Here is a 24,695-nt window from a genome sequence, read left to right as displayed (position 1 = left end):
ACATGAAACCGACAGTCAACGACATCGCACGCGTAGCAAAGGTGAGCCTTGCGACCGTAGACCGGGTTCTCAATGCGCGACCGGGCGTGCGTCAGACCACGGTAGACAAGGTGCACAGGGCCATCGCCGACCTTGGTTATGTTCGGGATACGGCGGCTGCAAATCTGGCGCGTGGGCGAATTTACCGGTTCCTGTTCATTATGCCCGCAAACACCACGGAATTTCTGACACTGCTTGAAGACCACATTACCGAGCAATCCGCCGTTTTGGTGCGCGAACGGACACAGGTAGTGTGTCAGCGTGTTCCTGCATTCGATCCGATGGCCCTCGCAGAAGCAATCAGCAGGGTCGATCCTTCCGAAGTTGACGGCGTTGCAGTCTTTGGCCCAGAGACGCCATCCGTACGGGACAGTATTGCCGGCTTGCGGGCGGATGGTGTTGTCGTGGTGTCGCTCGTATCCGACATCCCCAGCTCTGACCGCAACAATTACGTCGGGATCGACAACGTGGCAGCCGGACGCACAGCGGGTCAGCTTATGGGTCGCTTTGTCGGGCCCGGGCCCGGGGATATTCTGGTTGTGACCGGGTCGATGCTGGCGCGCGATCACCTTGAGCGGCGCCTTGGCTTTGACGAAGTGATGGCGCGCGATTTTCCCCAGTTGCGGGTTCTGCCCTCGCTCGAAGGCCGAGACGATGCAGACCTCATCGAACGTCTTTTGCCCCAAGCGTTGGGTCAATCTGACAACATCCGTGGTATTTACTCTTCTGCGGCAGGGAATACCGGACTGGTAAGGCATTTTGAAAAGTCGGGCGGTACCTCGCCCGTCACGATCGCGCACGAACTGACGCCACTGTCACGCGCCGCACTTGGGTCCGGCCTGTTCGACGCGGTGATCAGTCAGGACACGGGACACCTTATCCGCAGCGCCATACGGATCATGCGTGCCAACAGCGACCGCGCACCGATCAATCTGGCTCAGGAACGCATTCGCATCGACGTGTATCTGAAGGAAAATCTGCCGCCCGACCCGGCGGCCAAAGAGGGAGGATTACAATGAAAACGATTAAAGGGCCCGCGCTCTTTCTGGCGCAGTTTGCTGGCGACGAAGCACCGTTCAACTCTTGGGATGCCATCACGAAGTGGGCCGCCGATTGCGGCTACAAGGGTGTTCAGGTCCCAAGCTGGGACGCACGGTTGTTCGATCTGGCAAAGGCCGCTGAAAGCAAGACCTACTGCGACGAGTTCAAGGGGCAGGCGCGGGAGAACGGTATCGAAGTGACCGAACTCTCCACCCATTTGCAGGGCCAGTTGGTGGCGGTACATCCAGCCTATGACGCAGGCTTTGACGGGTTTGCTGACCCGTCGGTCCATAATGATCCAGCGGCCCGTCAGGCCTGGGCCGTGGATCAGGTCATGAAAGCAATTAGTGCATCCGCCAACATGGGGATCGCAGATCACGTGAGCTTTTCGGGCGCATTGGCATGGCCGTATCTTTACCCGTGGCCGCAGCGCCCCGCTGGATTAGTCGAAACAGCCTTCGATGAGTTGGCAAAACGGTGGCGGCCCATTCTTGATCACGCAGAGGATAAAGGCGTTAACATCTGCTACGAAATCCATCCGGGCGAGGATTTGCACGACGGTGTCACTTTCGAGATGTTTCTGGAACGGGTCGATAATCATCCGCGTTGCAATATGCTTTACGATCCGTCCCACTACGTGCTGCAGTGTCTCGATTACCTCGAAAACATCGATATCTATGCCGAGCGGATCAAGATGTTTCACGTCAAGGACGCGGAGTTCAATCCGACCGGGCGGCAGGGCGTCTATGGTGGCTACCAGTCATGGGTCGACCGGGCGGGACGGTTCCGGTCTCTGGGCGACGGGCAGGTCGACTTTGCCGCGGTATTCTCAAAGATGGCCGCAAATGATTTTGACGGTTGGGCCGTGGTAGAATGGGAATGCTGCCTGAAACACCCCGAAGACGGCGCGCGCGAAGGCGCACAATTCGTGTCAGATCACATTATCCGTGTGACTGAACGCGCGTTTGATGACTTCGCCGACGGCGGCGCGGACGAGGCGGCCAACCGCAAAATGCTCGGAATTGACTGAAACCTTCCGTGAGGAGGCTGATGTGCGCCTCCGGCGGGAGTTTATTTTGCAAAGTGAGAGAGCGGGGAACACGCCCCGCGAGGGAGGAACAGATGGGTACACGGATCAGGCTTGGAATGGTTGGCGGTGGCAACGACGCTTTCATCGGCGCGGTACACCGGATCGCCAGTCGGATAGACGACCGGTACGAACTGGTTGCCGGCGCTTTGTCATCAACACCGGAGCGGGCTCGGGCCTCTGGTGCGGCACTGGGGCTGCCGGCAGACCGGACTTACGATGATTTCAAGCAGATGGCGATCCGCGAGGCGCGGCTGAAAAATGGTATCGAAGCCGTCGCAATCGTGACGCCCAACCATGTGCATTACGCCGCTGCCCGCGAGTTTCTCAAGCGTGGTATTCACGTGATCTGCGACAAACCGCTGACCTCTACGCTGGCGGACGCCAAAAAACTGGCCAAGGCGGCAGAAAGCGCCGACGCGTTGTTTGTGCTCACGCATAACTACACCGGGTACCCGATGGTCAGGCAGGCACGTGAAATGGTCGCGGCGTGTGAAATCGGTCAGGTGCGGGTGGTTCAGGTCGAATATCCGCAAGACTGGTTGAGCGAAGAGCAGGATTTCAAACAGGCCGCGTGGCGAACCGACCCCGAGCGTTCGGGTGCAGGCGGATCGACCGGCGATATCGGCACCCATGCGCATAATCTTGCGTGCTTTGTGACGGGCTTGCGGGTCGAGAGCCTTGCTGCTGACCTTCAGGCCTTTGTGTCGGGGCGAAAACTTGATGACAACGGGCATGTCATGCTGCGGTTTGCCGGGGGTGCGCGCGGGATGTTGTGGTGCAGTCAGGTTGCGCCGGGCAACGAAAACGCGCTCCGGCTGCGCGTGTACGGTGAGAAAGGCGGGTTGGAATGGGCGCAGGAGAATCCCACCAACCTTTGGTTTACCCCTTTGGGCGAACCCAAGCGGCTGATCACCCGCAACGGCGCAGGCGCGGGTGCAGCCGCCGCGCGGATGAGCCGTATTCCTCCGGGACACCCCGAGGGATATCTCGAAGGCTTTGCCAACATCTATTCAGAAGCCGCCGAAGCCATCGAGGCACATCGAAACGGGAAGGAACCGTCGCCCGAGGTTGTCTACCCGACCATTCAGGACGGTTTGCGCGGCATGCACTTTGTTGACGCCTGCGTGCGGTCGTCTGCGCGAAATGCTGCCTGGGTGGATCTGCCGGAGTAGTGCTTCGCCTACAGGGCTAAATGGTGCGTCGCGCTTGTAGTGATGTAGGATAGGCGATAACGCTGCTTGCACGAGGCGGGCGGCGCGCCCATTTATGCTGCACTCTGCCTTTTGCTGTGATGACTAACGTGGAGCATCCATGACGCACAACGTGTACAAAAATGATCTGCCAGACGGACTGGACCTTGGCCCGATGGTCGCTATCGACTGCGAAACAATGGGGCTGAACCCCCATCGGGACCGGCTTTGCGTCGTTCAGCTTTCGGGCGGGGATGGCAACGCACATCTGGTCCAGATCGCAAAAGGCCAGACCGAAGCGCCAAACCTGTGCCGGTTGCTGACCGATCCGAAGGTATTAAAGCTTTTTCATTTTGGCCGCTTTGACATTGCCGCGCTCTTCAATGCTTTTGGCGCGCTGACAGAGCCTGTGTACTGCACAAAGATCGCCAGCCGACTTGTCCGGACTTACACCGACCGGCACGGACTGGCCAAATTGTTGCAGGAGCTTTTGGGGATCGACATCTCCAAACAGCAGCAATCGAGCGACTGGGGCGCTGAAACGCTCACTGATGCGCAGATTGACTATGCAGCATCCGACGTATTGTACCTGCACAAGCTACGCGAGGCGTTAAATGAAATGCTGGCCCGCGAAGGCCGCAGCGACGTCGCACAGGCCTGTTTCGACTTTTTGCCAATGCGAGCGCGGCTGGATTTGATGGGATGGCCTGAAACGGACATCTTTGCGCACTCATGAGTCAGTCGTTCCTAGATACCGCCCGCAGGGTCATCCGCATTGAAACCGACGCATTGGCGGCGCTTGAGGCCGGGCTGGACGAAAGCTTTGACGCTGCGGTGACCTTGATGCTCAAAGCGACAGGGCGGATCATCGTCACTGGTATGGGCAAATCCGGGCATATCGCGCGGAAAATTGCAGCAACGCTGGCAAGTACCGGAACGCCGGCGCATTTCGTGCATCCCGCAGAGGCAAGCCATGGCGACCTTGGCATGATGGGTCAGGGAGATGTGGTTCTCATGCTGTCCAACTCGGGTGAAACGCCGGAATTGGCCGATGTCATTGCCTTTACCCGACGCTTTTCCATCCCGATGATCGGTGTGGCAAGCAAGCCCGACTCGACCCTTCTGCGGCAGGCCGATGTGGCACTTGTGCTGCCCCGTGCGGAAGAAGCCTGCGGCACGGGCATTGTACCCACATCCTCCACCACAATGACGCTTGCTCTGGGCGACGCGCTCGCCGTTGCGCTGATGGAGCATCGCGCGTTTACGCCTGAACGGTTTCGCGACTTTCATCCGGGCGGCAAACTGGGCGCTCAGCTGAGCAAGGTTTCCGACCTCATGCATGCGGGCGCGGCCATGCCGTTGGTCACAGAAGAGACGTCGATGCCTGACACCCTGATCGAGATCGGAGAGAAAGCCTTTGGTGTGACTGGCGTGACAGACCAAGCTGGCAAGCTGACCGGCATCATCACGACAGGCGACCTTAGTCGCCACATGGACGGGCTGATGTCGAAACGGGCGCGCGACGTGATGACCGCGTCTCCGGTGACGATTGCGCCGGATGAACTGGCCGAAAAAGCCGTTGGCATCATGAACGGCAAAAAGATCACCTGTTTGCTGGTGGTTGACCCGGCAAATCCGGACGTGCCAGCGGGACTGATACACATTCATGACTGCCTGCGCGTCGGGCTGGGATGATCGGGGATGCAGGCGGATCGGTACTCCAGAACGATCGCGTTGCTCAAAGTCGCGTTGCCATTGCTGGCCCTCGCGCTCCTGTCCACTCTTTTTCTGATCTCAAGGGCTGTCACGCCCACGGCAACCATCCCTTTTGCCGACAGTGAGGTTCAGGAACGTCTGACCAATCAACAGGTCACCGGCCCTTTCTTTTCCGGAACATCCTCGCGCGGTGACCAGATCGCGTTTATTGCCGAGCGACTTAGCTCTCCGGATGGCACGGTCGGCTCTAACATGGCCGAAGAAGTGATTGTTCAGGTCGATATGGCGAATGGTCAACAAATCATGGTCGAAGCAGATCATGCCGAAGTGGACATGATCAACGACATCTCAAACCTTATCGGCGATGTCGAAGCAATCACAACTGACGGATATCGGGTTACCTCTGACAAGTTGCAGTTCAGACTGTCCCGGCTTGACGTAACTTCGCCCGGGCCGGTCTCGGCATCGACGCCTTTGGGTGATCTTCAGGCGGGCAGTATGCGCCTCTTTGTCCCCGACGACCAAACCGACGCGCAACTACTTTTCACTGGCGGGGTGAAGCTGCTATACCTCCCGCAAGAACGGGAAGATTAACTTGTGACTTATTTCAGAACTTTGGTATTCGCTCTGCTCGCCGGCTTCCTGCCGGCGGTGGCAGCAGCGCAAGACGCACAGGTCGCCTTTGGCGTGGTACAGCAAAACGCCGGTCTTCCTGTTGAAGTCACCGCCGATAATCTCGCTGTAGATCAGGAGACCGGTGAAGCGATTTTTACTGGAAACGTCGTGATCGGTCAGGGAGAGATGCGGTTGTCCGCAGATCGCGTGCTGGTTGTCTATAGACAAGATCCGAACGGCGTTGAACGGATTGAAGCGACGGGTAATGTGGTTCTCGTTTCCGGCACTGACGCCGCTGAATCCCAAAAAGCGGACTACAATGTTGACGATGGCACTATTGTTATGACGGGCAGCGTTTTGCTCGCGCAAGGGCCATCCGCGCTCTCCGCAGACCGGATGACCGTACAACTCGAAAGTGGTACGGCCCAGATGTCGGGCAGTGTCAGAACAATCTTGCAGACTGGCGATCAATAATGGCGCGGCCAACCCTGACAGTTGCCGAAGGCTCTGCGGGTTTACGGGTAGATCATCTGCGTAAATCGTACCGCAAGAAAACAGTCATCCGCGACTTTTCGATGGAATTGGAACGGGGCGAAGTGGTTGCGCTGCTGGGGCCTAACGGATCGGGCAAGACCACCACTTTCTATGCCATAGCAGGGCTGGTGACACCGGAAGGCGGCAGCGTCAAAATCGACGGTCGCGATGTCACGACCTTTCCAATGTACCGCCGTGCGCAACTTGGCATCGGATACCTGCCGCAGGAAATGAGCATCTTTCGTGGTCTTTCTGTGCAAGACAACATCGCGGCAATCCTTGATATAACAGAATCGGATCGGCACAAGCGACGCGAAAAGCTGGAGCAGCTTCTGTCAGAGTTTTCGATCGAGCATTTGCGCCGCGCGCCTGCGCTCGCCCTGTCCGGCGGTGAAAGACGCCGCGTTGAAATCGCGCGCTGTCTTGCTGCAAACCCCAAGTACCTGTTGCTGGACGAACCGTTTGCCGGGGTCGATCCGATCTCTGTCGGCGATATTCGTCACCTTGTCGCTGACCTGAAAAATCGTGGCATCGGCGTGCTCATCACGGATCACAATGTGCGAGAAACGCTCGAAATCGTGGATCGCGCCTATATTTTGCACGAAGGCCGCGTACTGATGTCAGGAACGCCGCAGGAGGTTGTGCAAAATGAGAACGTGCGGCGCGTTTACCTCGGCGACAATTTTAAGATTTCTTAACGCCAGATCGAACAAAGATTCTCAGTTTAACTGATCGCTTTTGTTTGACAGGCGGGTCGGTTTTCGGGCTCAATAGGATTATGGCATCTTCAGCTTCTTGTCATTTTTCCTCTCCGTTAGCTCGCCAGAGCACAAAAATGCACATACCTGAAAGCCATCTTCCGTAACCCAAGTGTCTGTAATTGCGTGCAGTTGTGCACGCGCGTCACGTGGGCCCGATCGAAAAGGAGATTACATGCGGTACCAAATCAGCGGCAAACAAATCGATATCGGCGACGCTCTGCAAACCCACGTCAAAGAAGAACTTGGCGAAGCTGTCAAAAAATATGCGGAGCGCCCGACAGAAGCTGTCGTTGTTTTCTCAAAATCCGCCCATGAATACGTTTGCGAAGCGACGGTGCACCTGTCCACAGGCCTTACAGCACAGGCCAAAGCGCACCAAACAGAGATCTATGCTGCCTTTGATAGTTGCTGCGAAAAAATGGAAAAGCAGCTGAGAAGATACAAGCGGCGCTTGAAAGATCATCATAAAGATCGCGCGGAACCGGTTGAAATCTACGGTGCGTCCTCATATATCCTCGCGTCAGAAGACGAGTCGGATAAATCGGAGCCTGAAACGCTCCAGCCAATTATCGTCGCTGAGATGGAAACGAAGATACCTTCGCTGTCCGTCGGAGAAGCGGTAATGCAGATGGAGCTGGCAGGCGCTCCGGTGTTGGTATTCCGAAACGAAGGCAAGAAGGGTGTGAATGTCGTGTACCGTCGGGATGACGGAAACATCGGCTGGATCGACCCAAAGTAGGTAGAAACGGCGCAAAAAGCGTCAGAAAAGTGCGAGCATAATGGAATTTGGCAATCTCCTGAAGCCGGAGGCCGTCAAGGTATTGACCTCGGCCTCTAGCAAAAAGCGCTTGATGCAAGAACTTGGCGATCTGGCAGAGCAGGCATATGGCTTGAAATCAGACGATGTTCTCGACGCTCTTTTGGCGCGCGAAGCGTTGGGGCCAACCGGTGTCGGTCATGGTATCGCTCTGCCACACGCGCGACTGGAAGCACTTGAAACCGTGTCCGGCGTTTTCGTAGTGCTGGACAAGCCGATTGACTTTGACGCGGTTGACCGCCAGCCGGTTGACGTGGTGTTCGGTCTGTTTGCGCCGGAAGAAGCGGGCGTGGATCACCTCAAGGCTCTTGCTCTTGTTTCACGGACACTGCGTGACCCTGCGATCTGCGCAAAGCTGCGCGCAAACCACGATCCGGCAACGCTCTACACCATTTTGACGTCTGCAGAGTCGGATCAAGCAGCCTAGCTGCTTTTCCAAGGCTCGAAACCAAACATCAGGTAGTCGCGCGCGTAAGCCGAAGACGCCAGAGCTTCTAGCGTGTCGTCGTAAATTGCCTCAAGGCTGATCGGAAAACCGTCGCTATCCTGCGGCGCATATGCCGTCTTTTTCCCGCTTACACGCGTGGCGATCTCTGGCAGGGCTGTCGGCAACTCTTCTTCACGCAGTACGAAATCGGGCAAAGCAAAACGCCCGAACCCCTGCAGCGCCTGCACCTGACTGCACCACGCAGGATCTACCCGAATTGACGTCTGACCTGCCAAATTCTGCTTTAGAAATCTCAGGAAAATCTCGAATCCGTCCCGGTGCGTTGCCGCGTCATAAGCGTCGCCCTGCGCCTCTTCCGGCGCGGGAAGATCATATCGACGCACAAGCGTCTGGCGGATCGCACCGTAAACCGGTTTTCCCCACCCAAGGATATGCGCGCAGTAGGCATGATAAGCGCGGGCCAAAGGATGACGCAAAACGGTAAAGCTACGGTGGCGTTTGTTTGCCCTTTTCCACTGACGCAGTGTTTTTTGCGACATCTTGGTCAAAAGCTGCGTTTCGGCAACGCCGTCAAGCTGTGCCATCCACGCTCGAACCGGAGCCTCCGGCCCACCGCGCACGGGAAGGTAAAGCAGCGGTGTCTTGGACGCGGCCACATAAGAGGGAACAGCGGCAACGCGTGATGGCTCAAAATCCGGAACACTATCCAGCCCGAAAACATCAGCGCCCGCCAACTCTGTTTGCATCTCGTCGAAATTCACGACTTTTTCCGACAACGGTGCAGGGTTTTGAACTTTGAGGCTGGTATCAATCGCGTCCAGCCCCGCGTCCGCCCCCAAAAAGGCCGCCAACCCATTCATGATCTCAAGTTCTCCGAGATCGTCATAGCGCAGGTGAAATGCGGTCTGACCAAGCGCCTGAAGGCGCCGCGCAAGCTTTTGCTGAAAACCGTCGGTTGCGGCCAGATGCTCGGCAAACTCGACTGCATCGAAATGCGCCCTTGCCGCTTTGCGTCGTTTGGCATCCGTCAGCTTCCATTGGCCAGTGCTACGCGCGATTTTCCAACTGACATAACTATCAACCGGGTTTCGGGTCAAAATGACTTTCGCGCATCTCGGGTCGTCTAACAGTGCGTCGAAAATCCGCGGATCATGGTCATGGAAGTAGCGAAACCCGTTCAGTCCTGGCGCCGATCGAATGGCCTGCAGCAAAACCATTGGATCTGCCTCACGCGCGTCTTCGGTTACGCCAAGCAGGCTGGACAAGTTGGGATACCCGATGAAATGCGGGTTGAATGCCTCGCCGTGACAGGTCACCCCCGACATCGCATTGAGATTGGATTCCAGAAAGTTGGATCCGGTTCGCATTTCTGCAAAAACCACGAAACAGTGAAACATACTCATCCGTCAGCGTACCAGATAGGGTTTGGGTCTTTGCACCTCGCGATGCGTTGCTGCGCTTGGGTCCACCTGAAAGTCGCCCATGAGGTACGGGTGCATGCCTTGGTTTTTCAGATTTTGCAGGAATTGCCCGAACCCCGACAAATCTACCATGCGTGGCGCCTCTGACAGCCGACGCGGTGTGCTTGGGGCGATTTCGTCAAGGATTGTCTGCAACGGTTCCATCGGAGCTTCGATAAATTCGGCCATTGTCCATGTCCTGACCCGCGCCTTGGTCCAGGTTGAACGCAGAACATCCAAATGGTCGCTTTCGATTTTTTGCAACCGGGCGGCCTCTTGCCGCAGGTCGATAAAATTGGCATTTGACCGGAAAAGCGGCACGGCCCAAGCCCCTGTAATGACAGACACCTGCGCATTGGGGTCTTTGGCGATGCGCCAGTTGATTGCCTGATTGTCCGCCGGACCGAATTGAAAGCACTGACGCTCGCCGCGGGTGTTCCAGATAAGATTGGTCAGAAACCCGTGCGGGTTATAGTCCCGCAACGTGGCGCTATCGCTGAGCGCCCCGTTCATGGAGGTTTGCCCATCCGCAAAATGAGCCCGATCCGGCGCAAAGAGATGACCATGCACCCGCGCGCCCGTAGCCTTGGCCAGCCAAGGTTCAAAGTTTTCGAAAAGCTCTGCAAACCCCTGAAACATCGAAAAAGGCGCGGCAGTGACGCCGTTTTCCCAGTCTTCGCGCGGAAAACGACTTTGCATGTAAAGTCCGGCGCGTCCCCGCACGCGGCGTTCGACAGCCTTGGCAAAAATCCGGTCGATTTTGCCCGGGTTCGGTTCCTGCTTGCTCATCGCACCGGCAGCATCTGTCAAAAACGCGTCATAGAGCCTGTTTGCATGCGGCCAGATCTTGCGTGCGACAAAACAGTCGGACCGGCGCAAAAGCTGCAGGTGGTCGTCGTAAAAGATGTGAGGCTTACCTTGATAGTCGAACTTTGACAGCGTGAGCGAACGACTTTCGATCTTGATCGAGTATTGCCGGGCCAGCGTCTGAAAATAGCTTTCGTCCGGAATCCAGACGCGCCGGAAATATTTGTCATACTCGGCGCGCGATGGGTCTTGCAGCACGGCCGACAGGGTTTGCCGCGTCAGACACCACCATTGCGATCCCATGTGCGGCACCAACCCGTTCGGAATGATGCGCTTGACCCGCAAGCGCCGTTGCAACTGCACGTATTTGTCAAAAAGGTATCGGTTTTTCTTCCAAGAGAAGGGAAACCGCAGTGTAAAGCGCTCTGCATCGAGGCCACCCACAGTCCAGGGTACATCCGCGGTCGTCGCGCTCTCGATGAAATCGGTTTGCGGGCGAACTGCAAGGTAATCGATCAATTCCTGCACGGGACGCAGCGGCAAACAGGAACCCGATGCAAGATAGACGTGACGCACACCGGGAAACTCGCGCAGCATTTGTTCTGACGCAGCTTGCGTTGCTGCAACGATGCCCCACGTGCCCCATTCGCATCGAAACCGTTTGGAAAATTGAACCGTGGGCACATTGGCTAAGGCCCGGACAAAGCCATCATATTCCTTGCGCGGCACGGATTTGTCCACATGGATCACAACCGGGCAACCGGATGCCGACCAATGCCGGACGACCTGTTCCGCACGGCCCAATGCCGTGTGAACCAGCATGACGATCCCGACGCTCATGCCCAGTTTCCCTTGGACATCAGGCCAAGGATTTCCAACTGCCGCCAGTTGATATACTTTTCAGACCAGTTGCACCAAATCTGCCCATCGTCACGCAAACCCTCTGCATAGGCTCTGTATTCATAGCTTTCTGCATAGTGCTGTTGGCGAGATATCTCTTCGGCGGCTTTATCGGCGAAAGTGTCAAGAAACTTGGCGTGCAGTAAAACACCAGAAGCTTTTTCGCCGCCCCACTCGTCGTAAACGAGGTTCAGGCCCCGGGGCAGAAGCATATGTGTAGAGTGAACATAAGCGTACCGCCTGTCCCACTTTACCAGAGGTATCTTGTTGAGCGCCGGTGCGCGTTCCGGCTCTTTGGGAAAGAACATCCGCGCGCGCGGACCGCCTTGTATCCAGAGGTTGCCGTAAAGATGGTTGCGCGACATGGAGTAATTGCCGCTGTCGAACCAGCAGGCAATATCCATCGGGTTTTGGCCCGGCAGGTATGGTTGGTCTTCGAGCCGGCCCTTGGGATACATATCCAGCAGCATCGCGCTAAACGCCCTGATCGAGCAGGCATCAAGCCAGTCCGTCAGCGCCCTCAGTGGCCGCGTATCGCAAAACGGATAAAGCAGAAACTCATCCGGATCGACCGTCAGACACCAGTGACCGTGGCCATACCGGCTTTGCAGATAGTTGAGCCAATCGACCCCGTACCGCGATTTTTTGTAACTCGCCCGCGATTGCCACACCGACACATCAGGCTGCGCTGCCAGATAGTCTGGCGTGCCATCGGTGCTGTCGTTGTCAACGATCAGAAAGTGGGTAACCCCCATGTCGCGGTAGTAGTCCAGAAAGAACGGCAGGCGCACTTTCTCGTTTCTCTGGGTGGAAAACAGCAGAAGTTCACCCGGCTTGATCTGGCTGGTGCGATCGGCAACACGGCGCAATTCATGAGATTTTCTTCGGGCACGAAAACGCAGGCGCTTACGCGCCCAACGCATCCGGTAAGACCCCAGAATACCCAAGCCTATTCCTTCTCTGCCACCGCCTCTGCCGGACCGCTGACGCTCCCCCTAGATGCCACCTGTCCGGTTCGGTATTTGCCGCGTTGTTTCTAATCGCGACTTATTTAAGATTTATTGCCTAAAAAGGGCTATTTCGCAACGGGCGACTGGCAGAACTGCGTTTCGGTGATGATCTAGCGACTTAGCCAGTTGCCCGCAAACATCAGTCTGAGATCCAAAAGCTCTTCCCAACCGCTGTAGCGGTGCGATTGCGGCGTCCAGAAATCCGGATTTTCGGACATGTCATCATAAAACTGTTGGTAGTGCGTGGCATCGGCAAAATGCTCGCCGCGCTCCCGTTCAAGCGCGGCCCGCGCTGGCGCATCGGCAAGAAACTTCGTGTGGAGCAGAACACCGCTTACCGCCTCTCGTGCTCCCTGCTCCGCCCACGTCTGGTTTAGGCTAGCGGGAAGGGCATTATGCGTGGAATTCACATAGACATAGGCGCGATCCCAAAAGACGAGCGGGATTTTGTTTAGTGTCGGCGCTTTTTCAGGTTGATCCGCAAAAAACATTCGCGCGCGCGGACCGCCCTGACACCAAAGATTGCCCATCTTCTGCTGCCGCTGCACCCAGTATCCATAAGCATCAAACCAAGGTGCGACATCAACGGGGTCGTCTCCGGCAGCGTATGTCGCATCACGTACCGGCCCTTTTGGGTAAAGGTCCAGCATCAGAGCACCCATTTGCCGCACCCCTCGTGCCGATAACCAAGTGGTCAACTCAGGCAGACCGCGACGCTGATGATCCGGGTACACCAAAAGCTCGTCCGCATCGACGGTCACGCACCAGTGTCCGCTGCCATGCCGCCACAACAGGGCCGTCAGCCAATCCATTCCGAACCGCGCTGATTTGTAGCTTGTCGTAGTACGCCACAGAGACACATCCGGTTGTTCCGCCAGCCATTTGTCGCCGCCGTCCGTACTGCCGTTATCGACAATCAGAAAATGACCAACGCCCAAATCCCGATAGTGTTCGAGAAAATACGGCAGTCTTAGTGCTTCGTTGCGGACACAAGCGAACAGCAAGACGTCACGATCTGCAATGCTGCCGGTTTTTCGACTGACGCTTTGTAGTTCCCGCCGCTTTCTCCAAGCGCGCAGCAAAAGCCGTTTGCGCCTGATGCGCAACTTGTACCTGGACCAAAGTCTGTTCAGTTCTGATGCCAAGCCGTTCACCCAAGCCGCCCTATCGGATTACCGCGCGACACTGCGGCAATAGAAAGCGCAAAGGCAAACGGCGCCGATCAATCGCCTATTCTGCGGCTTTGTTCATCGCGACCACATCGTTGAGATAGGCCGACAGGTCATCTCTGAGATCGTCACGCGCCAGACCAAATGCGACAGTCGCCTGCAAAAACCCTGCTTTAGAGCCGCAATCAAACCGCTGGCCCTGAAACCTGTACCCGTAAACGCCGCGTTCTGATCCGATCTCGTTGGCAATTGCATCGGTCAGCTGAATTTCACCGCCCGCACCGCTATCAAGGTTGTTTAACGCGTCCAACACCGTAGGCGCGAGGATGTACCGGCCAATTACGGCAAGATTTGAAGGCGCTTTCTCGGGCGCTGGTTTTTCGACCATGCCTTTTACGCTGACCATCGACCCCATATCCTCGTCGATATCCAGAACGCCATAGGATGACGCTTTTTCCGGTGGAACTTCCATCGCGGCGACCATGTTGCCGCCTGTTTCTTCATAAGCCTCGACCATCTGTTGCAAGCAGGGTTTTTCCCCTGCGATCACGTCATCGGGCAGGATAACGGCAAACGGCTGATCACCGATCAAACGGCGTGCGCACCAAACGGCGTGCCCAAGCCCCAGTGGCTTGTGCTGACGGATATAGGCGATTGCACCGCTGTCCATGTTGGTCGTCTCAAGGACTTCAAGCAGCTTCTTTTTGCCTTTTTTCTGTAACTCACGCTCTAACTGCGGCGCGTGATCAAAATAGTCTTCCAAGGCTCCTTTGCCCCGCGACGTGACAAAAATGAACTCTTTGATGCCCGCAGCCCGGGCCTCGTCGATCGCGTATTGGATCAACGGACGGTCCACCAAAGTCATGATTTCCTTCGGTACCGATTTTGTCGCCGGTAGAAACCGCGTCCCCATGCCGGCGACGGGAAAAACCGCTGTTGTGACCTTGCGCTGCATCTATCTTCCTCTCGTACTCGTTTTTACACTCACCCACCGGTTTCAGAACACGAACACACACGGCAGGTAAAGCACAACGGAGAATAATCTCAACAAATTCCCATATTTTTGCCGATTTATAGAAATGATACCGAATTTTCCGGTCATCGTTTCCATTTTTTAATGAAAATACTTTCGATTATGAGACGGGTACCAGCGACAGGAAATTATTCCACGCCCATCTCGGCCATCATGCGTTCAAGCCGCGGAACATCTTCCGGATTATTCAGTTCCCAGAACTGACGACCGCGTGCCTCGACTTCAACGCACAGGACCGAGCGACCGTTCTCCATAAAGCGGAGCTGTTCCAACCCTTCGAGCGTTTCAAGCGGGCCAACGGGCCACGTCGGATACTCAGCCAAGGCCTTGGGGCGATACGCGTAAACGCCCACATGGTGAAAAACCGGTGTCTCCTCTTGCGGGCTATAGTCTTTGGCTGTGAAGGGGATCACTTCCTTGGAAAAATACATAGCCCGGTGATCGCCCGCAAAAACAGCTGTTGTACCCCCGACCCGTCCGGCTTTGCGGTCATCGAGAAATCCGTTCAGCGTGGCCCCGTCACATCGCAGTACAGGGGTCGCGATATCCGCCTCGGGCGCGGCGCGTAACCCGGCCACGAGATCCTCGACGAACCAAGCTGGCGTTAGTGGTGCATCCCCCTGAAGATTAACGATTATCTCGAAGCCTTCGCCAAGGTTCTTATGCGTCTCGGCACAGCGCTCGGTGCCATTCTGACAGCCACTTGATGTCATGACCACTTCGGCGCCGAAAGCTTCGGATGCTGCGCGTATCCTGTCGTCATCTGTTGCCACGACGACGCGGTCAACGCCGGCCACAGAGCACGCTGCAAGCCAACTGCGTTCTATAAGGCTGCGTGAAACACCTGATGCGCCGCGCAGCTTGGCCAAGGGCTTTCCAGGATAGCGGCTAGAGGCGAAACGGGCGGGTATTGCGATCAGAACAGACATTACGCTGGCTTTAACACAACGCCCGGCGCGTGGGCGATAAAAAACGGGTTTGCATAGCCGGGTTTGCCGTAACGCAAAGGCGTATGGTCATCAAAGCGGACAACATCGCCACCTGCGCCGCGCAAAACCGCATGACCTGCGGCTGTGTCCCATTCCATTGTGCGCCCCAAGCGGGGATAGAGATCCGCCTCCCCCGTGGCCACAAGACAGAACTTGAGCGAGCTGCCCGCGCTTTTGCTGTCTGATACGGCATACTGGTTGATATAGTCATCCGTTGCCTGATCGCGGTGGGACTTTGATGCGACCACCAAAAGAGCCGAATTATCCGGATTAGAGACTGATATTCCGCGTGTTTCCCCCACAGAAGAAAGGTCGAGCGGCCCGGTTTCCTCGACAGCCTTCCCTTCACCGTTTGTGAAGAACATCCGCCCCTTTGCCGGCGCAAATACAACTCCACGGGTGGGAATGCCGTTCTCCACCAAGGCAATATTGACGGTGAAGTCGCCACGCCGATGAATGAATTCCTTGGTTCCATCCAGCGGATCAACGATCAGAAAGGTGTCGCCTTTTTCACCGTGTGTATCGGCTTGCTCCTCTGTCACTAACAAAATGCCGGGAAAAGCCGCGCGTAACCCCGCCGAGATAATCGCATCCGCTGCTTCATCCGCTTCTGTCACCGGGCTCTCATCGGACTTCAGCTTGACGTCAAAATCCGGTCCCTCGTAAATTTCCATGATCCGGGCACCCGCGAGCAGCGAAAGCCTGCGCATTTCAACTACTAACTCATTATAATTCATTGCGATTTTCCCTTTCGGCACCGTCATTGCCTAAACTCTCAAAGCCTCTTATGCTGCCGGCGTAACGGAACAGCAAGAATTCCGTGCAACTGTGCCCAAGATCACGAGGCTCGGCAGAGATGTTTCAAAGCACACAGAAGCGACAGGGCAACCTGGGCGCAACACTGACCATACTGGAACTGATTTACCATTCGGTGGTCAGGTCAGTCCGCAAAAGTCACAACAACGCGTTCTGGGCGATCGGTACGAACCTTTTGCAGGCAATCATCTTTGTCATGGCCTTTTACGTGATGTTCTCTGTACTGGGATTGCGCGGCGCCGCCTTGCGTGGCGACTTTCTGTTATACATCATGTCCGGGATTTTCCTGTTTCTGACCCATACCAAGGCGCTTGGCGCGGTTGTCGGGTCCGAAGGGCCGACCAGCCCCATGATGCAGCACGCGCCACTCAACACCATCATCACGATTGCGGCGGCCGCGGTTGGTTCGCTGTATATTCAGGTGTTTTCCATGGCGATTATCTTGTTCGTGTATCACGTGGCATTCACGCCTTTCACCATCGAAGAACCCTTTGCCGCCTTCGGGATGCTGTTGATCTCTTGGTTCGTCGGCGTTGCGCTTGGGGTTGTGTTGCTGTCGATCAAGCCATGGTTTCCTCAGTTCGTCAGTATTTTTACAACGATCTATCAGCGCGCAAATATGATCGCGTCGGGCAAGATGTTTGTCGCAAACACGCTGCCCGGCTTTATGCTCGCGATGTTTGACTGGAACCCTTTATTTCACACGATCGATCAGGCGCGCGGGTTTGCCTTTATCAATTACAACCCGCGCTACACCTCTTGGGAGTATGCACTGTGGGTTGGTGTGGTGCTGCTGATGATCGGGCTGATGGGCGAATTCTACACCCGCCGCCATGCCTCGGTAAGCTGGGGCGCCAAGCGTTAGGTGCCGGATTTTCTCTTGCTTAGAGCCTGATTACGGCCCAAGCATGGTGCAGGCAGCAGCAAACAAACCAGCACGGAACGTATATGGACGATACCAAGCAGCCCCTCGGTGTGGCGACCATGGTGCATGGCGATTATTTCTTTCTCGAGCGTTGGTACCGGTACTACAAATCACAGGTCGGTGCGCAGAGCCTTTACATATTCAGCCACGGCGGTGATCCCGAACACAGGCGCATTGCGCCTGACGCCAACGTCATCAATATTCCCCGCGACGAGACGATGCACCGGTTCGACCGGCGCCGATGGCGCATGCTGAGCAATTTTACGTCCGGGATGCTCCAGTTCTACCATTGGATGATCCTCGCCGACGTTGACGAGCTTGTCGTTGTCGACCCTGACGTATCCGCAGGGCTCGTCGATCATCTGCAAGCCCGGTACTGGGATCCCGAAACCGCGCCGATAAACATCGCGCCGATGTGTCTTGATCTGGTACATTATCCGGAAGACGAACATCTGCCGATCACAGCCGAAGCGTCGATTCTGTCGCGGCGACGCACTTTCAGACCTAATCGCAACTACAGCAAACCCTGCCTCGTACGCGCGCCGGTGGTCTACCGTGCGGGTGGGCATTTCAACAATCTCAAGGAACGGCACCTGCCGGATGATCTCTACACGATCCATCTCAAGTTTTTTGACAGTGCGACCATAGAAGAGCGCACAAACGACAGGGTAGAGACTGTTTTGGGGTCAGGAAAGGTAACCAACGGCTATGGTGACGCCGGGCGCGGATTTTACGCCGCCGACAAGAACCACGGCAAGATACTCGAGCGTCTAACGTTCGCGGGTGAGGGCCTCGCCTTGCCCGAAATACGGGCACAGATGCTCAAGCAGGTCGAAAAGAAACCAAACTGCTTCATCTACGGCAACATCGACGATGACAAGCTGTACCGGCTGCCGGAACGGTTTGCTCACGTCTTGTGACCCGGATCAGGTGACAACCCGCAAAGTCAGGTTCAACCGACCACCACCGTCCAAGAGCGAGGAAGAGCCGAACCGGATACGGTCTACGCCATGATGCGCGAGGCGCGCATCGCCAGCCATGACGACAACGTCGCCAGACTGCAGCCATAGGGATTGTGTTTTGCCGCCCCTTTCGCGACTTCCCATGCGAAACAGGCCTTCGTCCCCGAGCGAGACCGACACCACGGGGTAATCGAAGCTTCCCTCGTCTTTATCCTGATGCATGCCCATGCGAGCCCCTTCGCCGTAGAAGTTGACAAGGCAGCACTCGGGGCGACGCTCGACGCCGCTGACACCATTCCAGATATCCATGATCAGGTCCGGTATCGGTGGCCACGCACCCCCGTTTGGATGCACAGTATCATAGCGGTATCCGCGACGGTCAGTGATCCATCCATATTCACCAGCGGCAGTCATCCGCACCGACATAGGCTTACCGCGCGGCGTGACGGGTGCAAACAAGGGCGCTTTGCGCACGACGCCGCGAACCGCCTCAACCACTTGCTGCTGGGCCGCCTTGTCCAGAAAACCCTTGTGAATCACGAAACCTGCGACCGTCATTTGCGTCACTGATCATTCTCCTGTGCAAACGTGCAACAAATTAGCCCAAGAAACCCTGCGAAGAAGGGGTCGAAAGGTTGCAGGTGGGGGGTCCCCTCCCTATATACGCTGCGAACCACTCGCGGCTGCGGCCACGAGCGTAAATCCAGCGGAGCAACGGCGCCAAAATGGGCTCACGCTTCGCGTCATCGCCTTGAGTAAATGAGGGATCAAAACATGTCCAAAGTTATTGGTATTGACCTGGGAACAACAAACAGCTGCATCGCCATCATGGACGGCTCGCAGCCACGGGTCATCGAAAACTCCGAAGGGGCCCGGACCACACCGTCCATCGTGGCCTTTACCGACGACGAGCGCCTTGTCGGCCAACCCGCCAAGCGCCAGGCCGTCACCAACCCTGATAACACGATCTTTGGCGTCAAACGCCTGATTGGCCGTCGGAACGACGATGCCGATCTTGCCAAAGACAAGAAAAACCTGCCGTTCGCCGTCATCGACGGGGGTAACGGTGATGCATGGGTCGAGGCCAAGGGCGAAAAATACAGCCCGAGCCAGATTTCTGCTTTCATCCTCGGAAAGATGAAAGAGACAGCCGAAAGCTATCTTGGTGAAGAAGTCACGCAAGCCGTCATCACGGTCCCTGCCTACTTTAACGACGCTCAACGTCAGGCCACCAAAGACGCAGGCAAGATTGCCGGCCTGGAAGTGTTGCGGATTATCAACGAGCCGACAGCAGCTGCCCTCGCCTACGGTCTGGACAAGGAAAACACGCAGACCATCGCAGTCTATGACCTTGGCGGCGGTACCTTTGACGTGACCATCCTTGAGATCGACGACGGCCTGTTCGAAGTAAAATCCACCAACGGTGATACGTTCCTCGGTGGTGAAGACTTTGACATGCGTATCGTAAACTACCTCGCTGAAGAGTTTAAAAAAGAGCATCAGGTCGACCTGACAGCTGACAAGATGGCGCTGCAACGCCTCAAGGAAGCTGCCGAAAAAGCCAAGATAGAACTGTCCAGCTCGAGCCAGACCGAGATCAACCAGCCGTTTATCTCGATGGGCGCAAACGGCCAGCCTCTGCACATGGTGATGAAGCTGACCCGCTCCAAGCTGGAAAGCCTTGTAGGTGATCTGATCAAGTCCTCCCTGAAACCATGCAAAGACGCGTTGAAAGATGCGGGCCTGTCTGCCTCTGACATCGACGAGGTTGTTCTCGTCGGCGGTATGACGCGGATGCCGAAGGTGGTTGAAGAAGTCACCAAGTTCTTTGGCAAAGAGCCGCACAAGGGTGTGAACCCTGACGAGGTTGTCGCCATGGGTGCGGCCATTCAGGCCGGCGTTCTGCAAGGGGACGTGAAGGATGTTGTTCTGCTCGATGTGACGCCTCTGTCACTCGGGATTGAAACGCTGGGCGGCGTGTTTACCCGCCTGATCGATCGCAACACCACGATCCCAACCAAGAAGAGCCAGATTTTCTCCACCGCCGAAGACAACCAGAACGCGGTGACGATCCGGGTCTTCCAGGGCGAGCGTGAAATGGCGGCGGATAACAAAATCCTTGGCGCCTTCAACCTGGAGAACATTCCTCCGGCGCCACGCGGCCTGCCACAGATCGAAGTGACCTTTGATATCGACGCCAATGGCATCGTGTCGGTTGGTGCGATGGATAAAGGCACCGGCAAAGAGCAGAAGATCACGATCCAGGCTTCAGGCGGTCTGTCTGATGAGGACATCGAAAAGATGGTCAAGGATGCCGAAGAGAACGCAGAGGCCGACAAGGCCCGCCGCGAGCTCGTCGACGCCAAAAATCAGGCAGAGAGCCTGATCCACTCGACCGAAAAATCGATGGAAGAGCACTCCGACAAGGTCGACCCGACCACAATCGAAGCAATCGAACTGGCAATTGCCGCTCTCAAGGACGAGCTTGAGACCGACAACGCGGACAAGATCAAATCCGGCATTCAGAACGTAACCGAGGCTGCGATGAAGCTTGGCGAGGCAATCTACAAAGCCGCGCAGGAAGACGGCGAGGACGTGGCCGAAGCTGCTGACGCACCGCACGGCGAAGACGAAGACATCGTAGACGCTGAGTTCGAAGATCTCGACGACGACAAGCGCGCCTGATCGCGTGCGAAACCCGGAACCTATGATCGGGCCGGCCTCAGGGTCGGCCCGTCACGTTCCACCGAGGGGATATTTTCATGGCAAAACGTGACTATTACGAGGTACTTGGCGTAGCCAAAGGTGCCTCTGCCGATGAAATCAAAAAAGGGTACCGCACTAAGGCCAAGGAACTGCACCCGGATCGCAACAAAGACAACCCGGATGCAGAAGCCAAGTTCAAGGAGGCCAACGAGGCCTACGAAGTCCTGAAGGATGCGGATAAGAAAGCAGCCTATGACCGGTTCGGCCATTCCGCCTTTGAAGGTGGTATGGGCGGCGGCGGCGGGCGTCCAGGTGGCGGTATGGGAGGCGGTCATGGCGATTTCTCGTCAGCCTTCTCAGACGTTTTCGACGATCTCTTTGGCAATTTTGCCGGCGGTGGGCGCGGCGGTGGAAACCGCGCAGCGCGCGGCTCCGACCTGCGGTACAATTTGCGCATCGACCTCGAAGATGCTTTCCGCGGCATGCAAAAGACCATCAACGTACCCACGTCGGTTGCCTGTGACAATTGTTCGGGCTCCGGCGCCGAGGGCGGTTCAGAGCCGACGACCTGTCCGACGTGCTCTGGTATGGGTAAGGTGCGCGCTCAGCAGGGCTTTTTCACGGTCGAACGGACGTGCCCAACCTGTTCAGGTCTGGGCCAGATCATCAAGAACCCCTGCAAAAGCTGTCAGGGCGCAGGGCGTGTCGAAAAGGATCGTGCCCTCAGCGTCAACATCCCGGCGGGTGTTGAAACCGGCACGCGTATTCGTCTCGGAGGCGAAGGTGAAGCTGGAATGCGGGGCGGCCCGTCAGGGGACCTGTATATCTTTATCGATGTGGCTGACCACGAACTTTTCCAGCGTGAAAGCTCGAACCTATTCTGCCGGGTTCCCGTGTCTATGGCCAAGGCCGCATTGGGCGGGTCGATCGAAGTACCAACTATCGATGGCGGCCGCGGTCGCGTACAAATCCCGGCTGGCAGCCAGTCAGGGCGCCAGATGCGCTTGCGCGGCAAGGGTATGCCTGCCCTGCGCGGCGGTGGGTCGGGCGATATGTTCATCGAACTGGCCGTTGAAACTCCGGTTAATCTGACCGCGCGCCAGAAAGAACTCCTGCAGGAGTTCGACGAGCTTTCTGAAAACAACAACCCCGAAAGCTCCAGCTTCTTTTCGTCTGTGAAAAGTTTCTGGGACAGCATGAAAGGCTGATTTTTCAGGTTGAAGTCGCACCGGCTGCATCTTGCGGCCTAACCGTTACATCGCGCCGCCCTCACGGGCGGCGCAATGCGTTCGGGTGATCGTTAACACGCCATAAACCAAGTTACTTCTAGACTTGGGGCATGGTCGACAAGCCCAAGAGATTTGAAGAAACGCCGTTGCCATTCTTGATGGATGAAGCAGAACCTGCGCCACTTCCCAGTGGTCAGGTGCCGTCATACATCGGTGATCATCGCAAACGCTTGCGCACGCGGTTCATGCAAGGGGGTGCGCAGGCCCTGCCGGATTACGAACTGCTTGAACTGGTCCTGTTTCGCGCGATCCCACGACGCGATGTAAAACCTCTCGCACATGCGCTTATGGCGCAATTTGGCGATTTCAATCGTGTTCTCTCGGCACCCTTGGCACGGTTGCGCGATGTCCCCGGTGTCGGTGAGGCCGTTATCACAGAGCTGAAAGTGGTCGAAGCTGCGGCACAGCGCATGGCGCGGTCTCGTGTGCTACAGCAGCATGTGGTGTCTAGTTGGGATGCGCTGCTCGACTACTGCCACACCACGATGGCGCACCGCGAAACCGAACAATTTCGTGTGCTGTACCTTGACCGCAAAAACGTTCTGATTGCCGACGAAGAGCAAGCCAAGGGAACGGTTGATCACGTGCCTGTCTACCCCAGAGAGGTTGCCAAGCGTGCCCTGGAGTTGAACGCGAGTGCACTCATTCTTGTCCATAACCACCCTTCTGGCGATCCGACACCGTCTCAATCCGACATCAGCATGACGGATCAGATTGCGGCTGCCTGCAACGCTTTGGGTCTCACGCTGCACGATCATCTCATCATCGGAAAGTCGCGCGAACTCAGCTTTAGGTCAGAAGGGTACTTGTGACCATCACCGGACCCAAACCTCGACCCGTCGGTTGACCAGACGGCCCCATGCGCTGTCATCGCAGGCCATGGGCAGCGCCTCCCCAAAGGCCGCAACACCGATATTGACCCGGCTGAGGTCAACAGCCTCGGCCGCCTTTTCAATTGCGGCGCGCACGGCAATTGCACGCTCCATCGCGATGGCGCGGTTTGCAGTTGCCGGGCCCTCCCCGTCGCTGAACCCGACAAGCAGGAGACGTCGGGCATCATAGCGCCCTTGCTCAAGCCGAGCCGCCAGTTGAACCACATTTGCTCTCGACTGTGCGTCAAGCTTTGCCGATCCTCTCTCAAAGCGAAATGACGTGGTCAACCTATCCATCCCGTTGAGCATTGCGGTCATGCGCTGTAGTTCGGCCAAAGGCACCTCTGACCCCGCGGCTGAAATGGCATTGGCAAAACGGTCTCCTTGCGCGTCGACACTGATTTCTTCAGGGGCCTGATCCACAAATCCGGCACGGCGGATCACCACCTGTGCCTCAGACGTGCGGACATACGCCAAAAATGCGCGTGCAACTTGCGGCAATCGCCGCGCAGGTGTGTACAAAAACATCGGAGCGGTGAGCGGATAATCTTCCGTTTTGATCGACCGGCGCGTGGCGCGCAGTGTCCGACCACAAGTACCGGTTAGCGTGAGTGCCTGCGCGCCGCCCACTTCAGCATAACTGGTAACACCAAGGCCAAAAGGATCGCTACGTACCACCTCTGCAATCTGCTGCCCGGTATCCAGCCGTTGCGCGCCCTGCGCCACATCAAAACTAACCGGTTTCAGAACCTGATCGGCCATCGCCTGCCCCAAACCGGTGTCATCGTCAGGCACATACAACCCAATTTCCGCGTCGGGACCACCCAGTTCGCGCCAGTTCACGATCTGGCCGGAAAAAACCCGCGCCAACTGCTCTGGTGAAATTTCACGGACCGGATTGCCCGGTGCAACGATCGGCACAACCGCATCCAGTGCCAACACATGAGACCGATTGGCATCCTTCAGGTCACCCATGCCCGCCTCGGCGGCACGCAGGCTTTCGTCCGACCTGATTTCGCGTAGCGACATGACGATGTCAGCTTCATTTGCCAACAGATCAGCAAAACCTTCGTTTGCATTGGTCAAACGGAACGAAAACTGACCGATCAGCGACTTATTTTCCGAGTCTGACAAGGAATACATGAAATGTGTTGTGTCTTGGTCTTCGCGCCGGGCATCCAAACCTGCTTGGCGGGCGAACCCCTCGACCAGCGCTGGCATCAGTACTGCACCCATCGTGGCCGAGCCAGAAATCGACAGTTCGGCGACGAAATCCTGCAGATTGGGGCATGCAGGCCCGTCACAACGCACGCCCGAGCCATCGACCGTCAGCTCTCCATAGGCGGTCTGAACACGATAAAACTCGCCATCAAACCCTAAAAAAGTGCCGGAGATTTCGACCTGCCCGTCGCGTGATGTCAGTGTGATATCCTGTGCTGCCGCCAAGGCGACACTTGTGAACCACAAAAGTGCGGCACCGAGGGCCGCACATTTCGTATGCATGAG

General features: G+C 56.7%; 24 protein-coding genes. 15 read left to right on the top strand and 9 right to left on the bottom strand.

Going from position 1 to position 24,695, the window contains the following annotated elements:
- Positions 1-2: 2 nt before the first annotated feature.
- From AC2D8V_RS16595 to AC2D8V_RS16550, 10 genes are all read left to right on the top strand, one after another.
- Positions 3-1,058: a LacI family DNA-binding transcriptional regulator gene (locus AC2D8V_RS16595; RefSeq protein WP_484734703.1), complete on the top strand. Its 1,056-nt coding sequence runs from the start codon at positions 3-5 to the stop codon at positions 1,056-1,058.
- Positions 1,055-2,110 (top strand): sugar phosphate isomerase/epimerase family protein, encoded by a 1,056-nt coding sequence (locus tag AC2D8V_RS16590; protein WP_484734702.1) that lies wholly within the window; start codon positions 1,055-1,057, stop codon positions 2,108-2,110. Before AC2D8V_RS16595 ends, AC2D8V_RS16590 begins: the two co-directional genes overlap by 4 nt.
- Before the next feature lie 92 nt (positions 2,111-2,202).
- Positions 2,203-3,342 (top strand): Gfo/Idh/MocA family protein, encoded by a 1,140-nt coding sequence (locus AC2D8V_RS16585; RefSeq protein ID WP_484734701.1) that lies wholly within the window; start codon positions 2,203-2,205, stop codon positions 3,340-3,342.
- A 139-nt stretch (positions 3,343-3,481) separates the two neighbouring features.
- A complete protein-coding gene (locus AC2D8V_RS16580; protein ID WP_484734700.1) occupies positions 3,482-4,096 on the top strand; it encodes a ribonuclease D in 615 nt (204 codons plus the stop codon).
- The gene (locus AC2D8V_RS16575; protein WP_484734699.1) at positions 4,093-5,055 is read left to right on the top strand and encodes a KpsF/GutQ family sugar-phosphate isomerase; all 963 of its coding nucleotides are present in this window, start codon (positions 4,093-4,095) and stop codon (positions 5,053-5,055) included. The genes AC2D8V_RS16580 and AC2D8V_RS16575 overlap by 4 nt, the downstream gene beginning before the upstream one ends.
- Positions 5,056-5,061: 6 nt before the next feature.
- Positions 5,062-5,670, top strand: coding sequence for an LPS export ABC transporter periplasmic protein LptC (gene lptC / locus AC2D8V_RS16570; RefSeq protein WP_484734698.1), 609 nt, complete (start codon positions 5,062-5,064; stop codon positions 5,668-5,670).
- 3 nt (positions 5,671-5,673) lie between these two features.
- Positions 5,674-6,165: a lipopolysaccharide transport periplasmic protein LptA gene (gene lptA, locus AC2D8V_RS16565; protein WP_484734697.1), complete on the top strand. Its 492-nt coding sequence runs from the start codon at positions 5,674-5,676 to the stop codon at positions 6,163-6,165.
- Positions 6,165-6,923 (top strand): LPS export ABC transporter ATP-binding protein, encoded by a 759-nt coding sequence (lptB, locus tag AC2D8V_RS16560; RefSeq protein WP_484734696.1) that lies wholly within the window; start codon positions 6,165-6,167, stop codon positions 6,921-6,923. The genes lptA and lptB overlap by 1 nt, the downstream gene beginning before the upstream one ends.
- A gap of 235 nt (positions 6,924-7,158) precedes the next feature.
- Positions 7,159-7,725 carry a ribosome hibernation-promoting factor, HPF/YfiA family gene (gene hpf / locus AC2D8V_RS16555; RefSeq protein WP_484734695.1) on the top strand — a complete coding sequence of 189 codons (567 nt, stop codon included), beginning with the start codon at positions 7,159-7,161 and terminating at the stop codon, positions 7,723-7,725.
- Positions 7,726-7,765: 40 nt separating this feature from the next.
- Entirely contained in the window at positions 7,766-8,230 is a 465-nt protein-coding gene (locus tag AC2D8V_RS16550) for a PTS sugar transporter subunit IIA (RefSeq protein WP_484734694.1), read from the top strand.
- Here the strand turns inward: AC2D8V_RS16550 and AC2D8V_RS16545 are convergent.
- The 7 genes from AC2D8V_RS16545 to cysQ all read right to left on the bottom strand — a co-directional run bounded on the left by AC2D8V_RS16545 (position 8,227) and on the right by cysQ (position 16,356).
- Positions 8,227-9,654 carry a nodulation protein NodH gene (locus AC2D8V_RS16545; protein WP_484734693.1) on the bottom strand — a complete coding sequence of 476 codons (1,428 nt, stop codon included), beginning with the start codon at positions 9,652-9,654 and terminating at the stop codon, positions 8,227-8,229. The two genes, AC2D8V_RS16550 and AC2D8V_RS16545, sit on opposite strands and share 4 nt — an antisense overlap.
- Positions 9,655-9,657: 3 nt before the next feature.
- On the bottom strand, positions 9,658-11,358 hold the full coding sequence (locus AC2D8V_RS16540; protein WP_484734692.1) for a DUF5927 domain-containing protein: 1,701 nt from the start codon (positions 11,356-11,358) through the stop codon (positions 9,658-9,660).
- Positions 11,355-12,341: a glycosyltransferase family 2 protein gene (locus tag AC2D8V_RS16535; RefSeq protein WP_484734691.1), complete on the bottom strand. Its 987-nt coding sequence runs from the start codon at positions 12,339-12,341 to the stop codon at positions 11,355-11,357. The genes AC2D8V_RS16540 and AC2D8V_RS16535 overlap by 4 nt, the downstream gene beginning before the upstream one ends.
- A gap of 197 nt (positions 12,342-12,538) precedes the next feature.
- Positions 12,539-13,582: a glycosyltransferase family 2 protein gene (locus AC2D8V_RS16530; RefSeq protein ID WP_484734690.1), complete on the bottom strand. Its 1,044-nt coding sequence runs from the start codon at positions 13,580-13,582 to the stop codon at positions 12,539-12,541.
- 76 nt (positions 13,583-13,658) lie between these two features.
- Positions 13,659-14,552 (bottom strand): UTP--glucose-1-phosphate uridylyltransferase GalU, encoded by an 894-nt coding sequence (gene galU / locus AC2D8V_RS16525; RefSeq protein ID WP_484734689.1) that lies wholly within the window; start codon positions 14,550-14,552, stop codon positions 13,659-13,661.
- A gap of 206 nt (positions 14,553-14,758) precedes the next feature.
- A complete protein-coding gene (locus AC2D8V_RS16520) occupies positions 14,759-15,559 on the bottom strand; it encodes a 3-deoxy-manno-octulosonate cytidylyltransferase family protein (protein ID WP_484734688.1) in 801 nt (266 codons plus the stop codon).
- Positions 15,559-16,356, bottom strand: coding sequence for a 3'(2'),5'-bisphosphate nucleotidase CysQ (gene cysQ / locus AC2D8V_RS16515; RefSeq protein WP_484734687.1), 798 nt, complete (start codon positions 16,354-16,356; stop codon positions 15,559-15,561). The genes AC2D8V_RS16520 and cysQ overlap by 1 nt, the downstream gene beginning before the upstream one ends.
- Positions 16,357-16,475: 119 nt before the next feature.
- Here cysQ and AC2D8V_RS16510 point away from each other — a divergent pair, with 119 nt between their 5' ends.
- Together AC2D8V_RS16510 and AC2D8V_RS16505 are read left to right on the top strand one after the other, a co-directional pair.
- On the top strand, positions 16,476-17,300 hold the full coding sequence (locus AC2D8V_RS16510; RefSeq protein ID WP_484734686.1) for an ABC transporter permease: 825 nt from the start codon (positions 16,476-16,478) through the stop codon (positions 17,298-17,300).
- A gap of 83 nt (positions 17,301-17,383) precedes the next feature.
- Positions 17,384-18,280: a glycosyltransferase family 2 protein gene (locus AC2D8V_RS16505; protein WP_484734685.1), complete on the top strand. Its 897-nt coding sequence runs from the start codon at positions 17,384-17,386 to the stop codon at positions 18,278-18,280.
- Positions 18,281-18,286: 6 nt separating this feature from the next.
- Here AC2D8V_RS16505 and AC2D8V_RS16500 read toward each other — a convergent pair whose 3' ends face one another.
- A complete protein-coding gene (locus tag AC2D8V_RS16500; RefSeq protein WP_484735177.1) occupies positions 18,287-18,880 on the bottom strand; it encodes an alpha-ketoglutarate-dependent dioxygenase AlkB family protein in 594 nt (197 codons plus the stop codon).
- A gap of 216 nt (positions 18,881-19,096) precedes the next feature.
- Here AC2D8V_RS16500 and dnaK point away from each other — a divergent pair, with 216 nt between their 5' ends.
- The 3 genes from dnaK to radC all read left to right on the top strand — a co-directional run bounded on the left by dnaK (position 19,097) and on the right by radC (position 23,129).
- On the top strand, positions 19,097-21,007 hold the full coding sequence (dnaK, locus tag AC2D8V_RS16495) for a molecular chaperone DnaK (RefSeq protein ID WP_484734684.1): 1,911 nt from the start codon (positions 19,097-19,099) through the stop codon (positions 21,005-21,007).
- Positions 21,008-21,084: 77 nt separating this feature from the next.
- Complete coding sequence (gene dnaJ, locus AC2D8V_RS16490) at positions 21,085-22,236, top strand: molecular chaperone DnaJ (protein ID WP_484734683.1); 1,152 nt, start codon at positions 21,085-21,087, stop codon at positions 22,234-22,236.
- Positions 22,237-22,415: 179 nt separating this feature from the next.
- Complete coding sequence (gene radC, locus AC2D8V_RS16485; RefSeq protein WP_484734682.1) at positions 22,416-23,129, top strand: RadC family protein; 714 nt, start codon at positions 22,416-22,418, stop codon at positions 23,127-23,129.
- 3 nt (positions 23,130-23,132) lie between these two features.
- On the opposite strand, the gene AC2D8V_RS16480 is transcribed toward radC, so the two are convergent.
- Complete coding sequence (locus tag AC2D8V_RS16480) at positions 23,133-24,692, bottom strand: phosphate ABC transporter substrate-binding/OmpA family protein (protein WP_484734681.1); 1,560 nt, start codon at positions 24,690-24,692, stop codon at positions 23,133-23,135.
- Positions 24,693-24,695 lie beyond the last annotated feature (3 nt).

It is taken from the genome of Roseobacter sp. YIN89, assembly GCF_057219365.1.
Note: the sequence above shows the minus strand (reverse complement) of the source record. Positions and strands in the feature narration are given on the sequence as shown.

Coding starts and splice junctions, on each gene's coding strand:
- dnaJ (WP_484734683.1), top strand. CDS start 21,085: ATGGCAAAACGTGACTATTACGAGGTACTTGGCGTAGCCAAAGGTGCC.
- dnaK (WP_484734684.1), top strand. CDS start 19,097: ATGTCCAAAGTTATTGGTATTGACCTGGGAACAACAAACAGCTGCATC.
- lptB (WP_484734696.1), top strand. CDS start 6,165: ATGGCGCGGCCAACCCTGACAGTTGCCGAAGGCTCTGCGGGTTTACGG.
- cysQ (WP_484734687.1), bottom strand. CDS start 16,356: ATGAATTATAATGAGTTAGTAGTTGAAATGCGCAGGCTTTCGCTGCTC.
- AC2D8V_RS16580 (WP_484734700.1), top strand. CDS start 3,482: ATGACGCACAACGTGTACAAAAATGATCTGCCAGACGGACTGGACCTT.
- AC2D8V_RS16520 (WP_484734688.1), bottom strand. CDS start 15,559: ATGTCTGTTCTGATCGCAATACCCGCCCGTTTCGCCTCTAGCCGCTAT.
- galU (WP_484734689.1), bottom strand. CDS start 14,552: ATGCAGCGCAAGGTCACAACAGCGGTTTTTCCCGTCGCCGGCATGGGG.
- AC2D8V_RS16505 (WP_484734685.1), top strand. CDS start 17,384: ATGGACGATACCAAGCAGCCCCTCGGTGTGGCGACCATGGTGCATGGC.
- AC2D8V_RS16545 (WP_484734693.1), bottom strand. CDS start 9,654: ATGAGTATGTTTCACTGTTTCGTGGTTTTTGCAGAAATGCGAACCGGA.
- AC2D8V_RS16480 (WP_484734681.1), bottom strand. CDS start 24,692: ATGCATACGAAATGTGCGGCCCTCGGTGCCGCACTTTTGTGGTTCACA.
- AC2D8V_RS16500 (WP_484735177.1), bottom strand. CDS start 18,880: ATGACGGTCGCAGGTTTCGTGATTCACAAGGGTTTTCTGGACAAGGCG.
- AC2D8V_RS16590 (WP_484734702.1), top strand. CDS start 1,055: ATGAAAACGATTAAAGGGCCCGCGCTCTTTCTGGCGCAGTTTGCTGGC.
- hpf (WP_484734695.1), top strand. CDS start 7,159: ATGCGGTACCAAATCAGCGGCAAACAAATCGATATCGGCGACGCTCTG.
- lptC (WP_484734698.1), top strand. CDS start 5,062: ATGCAGGCGGATCGGTACTCCAGAACGATCGCGTTGCTCAAAGTCGCG.
- AC2D8V_RS16535 (WP_484734691.1), bottom strand. CDS start 12,341: ATGCGTTGGGCGCGTAAGCGCCTGCGTTTTCGTGCCCGAAGAAAATCT.
- AC2D8V_RS16585 (WP_484734701.1), top strand. CDS start 2,203: ATGGGTACACGGATCAGGCTTGGAATGGTTGGCGGTGGCAACGACGCT.
- AC2D8V_RS16575 (WP_484734699.1), top strand. CDS start 4,093: ATGAGTCAGTCGTTCCTAGATACCGCCCGCAGGGTCATCCGCATTGAA.
- AC2D8V_RS16595 (WP_484734703.1), top strand. CDS start 3: ATGAAACCGACAGTCAACGACATCGCACGCGTAGCAAAGGTGAGCCTT.
- AC2D8V_RS16540 (WP_484734692.1), bottom strand. CDS start 11,358: ATGAGCGTCGGGATCGTCATGCTGGTTCACACGGCATTGGGCCGTGCG.
- AC2D8V_RS16550 (WP_484734694.1), top strand. CDS start 7,766: ATGGAATTTGGCAATCTCCTGAAGCCGGAGGCCGTCAAGGTATTGACC.
- radC (WP_484734682.1), top strand. CDS start 22,416: ATGGATGAAGCAGAACCTGCGCCACTTCCCAGTGGTCAGGTGCCGTCA.
- AC2D8V_RS16510 (WP_484734686.1), top strand. CDS start 16,476: ATGTTTCAAAGCACACAGAAGCGACAGGGCAACCTGGGCGCAACACTG.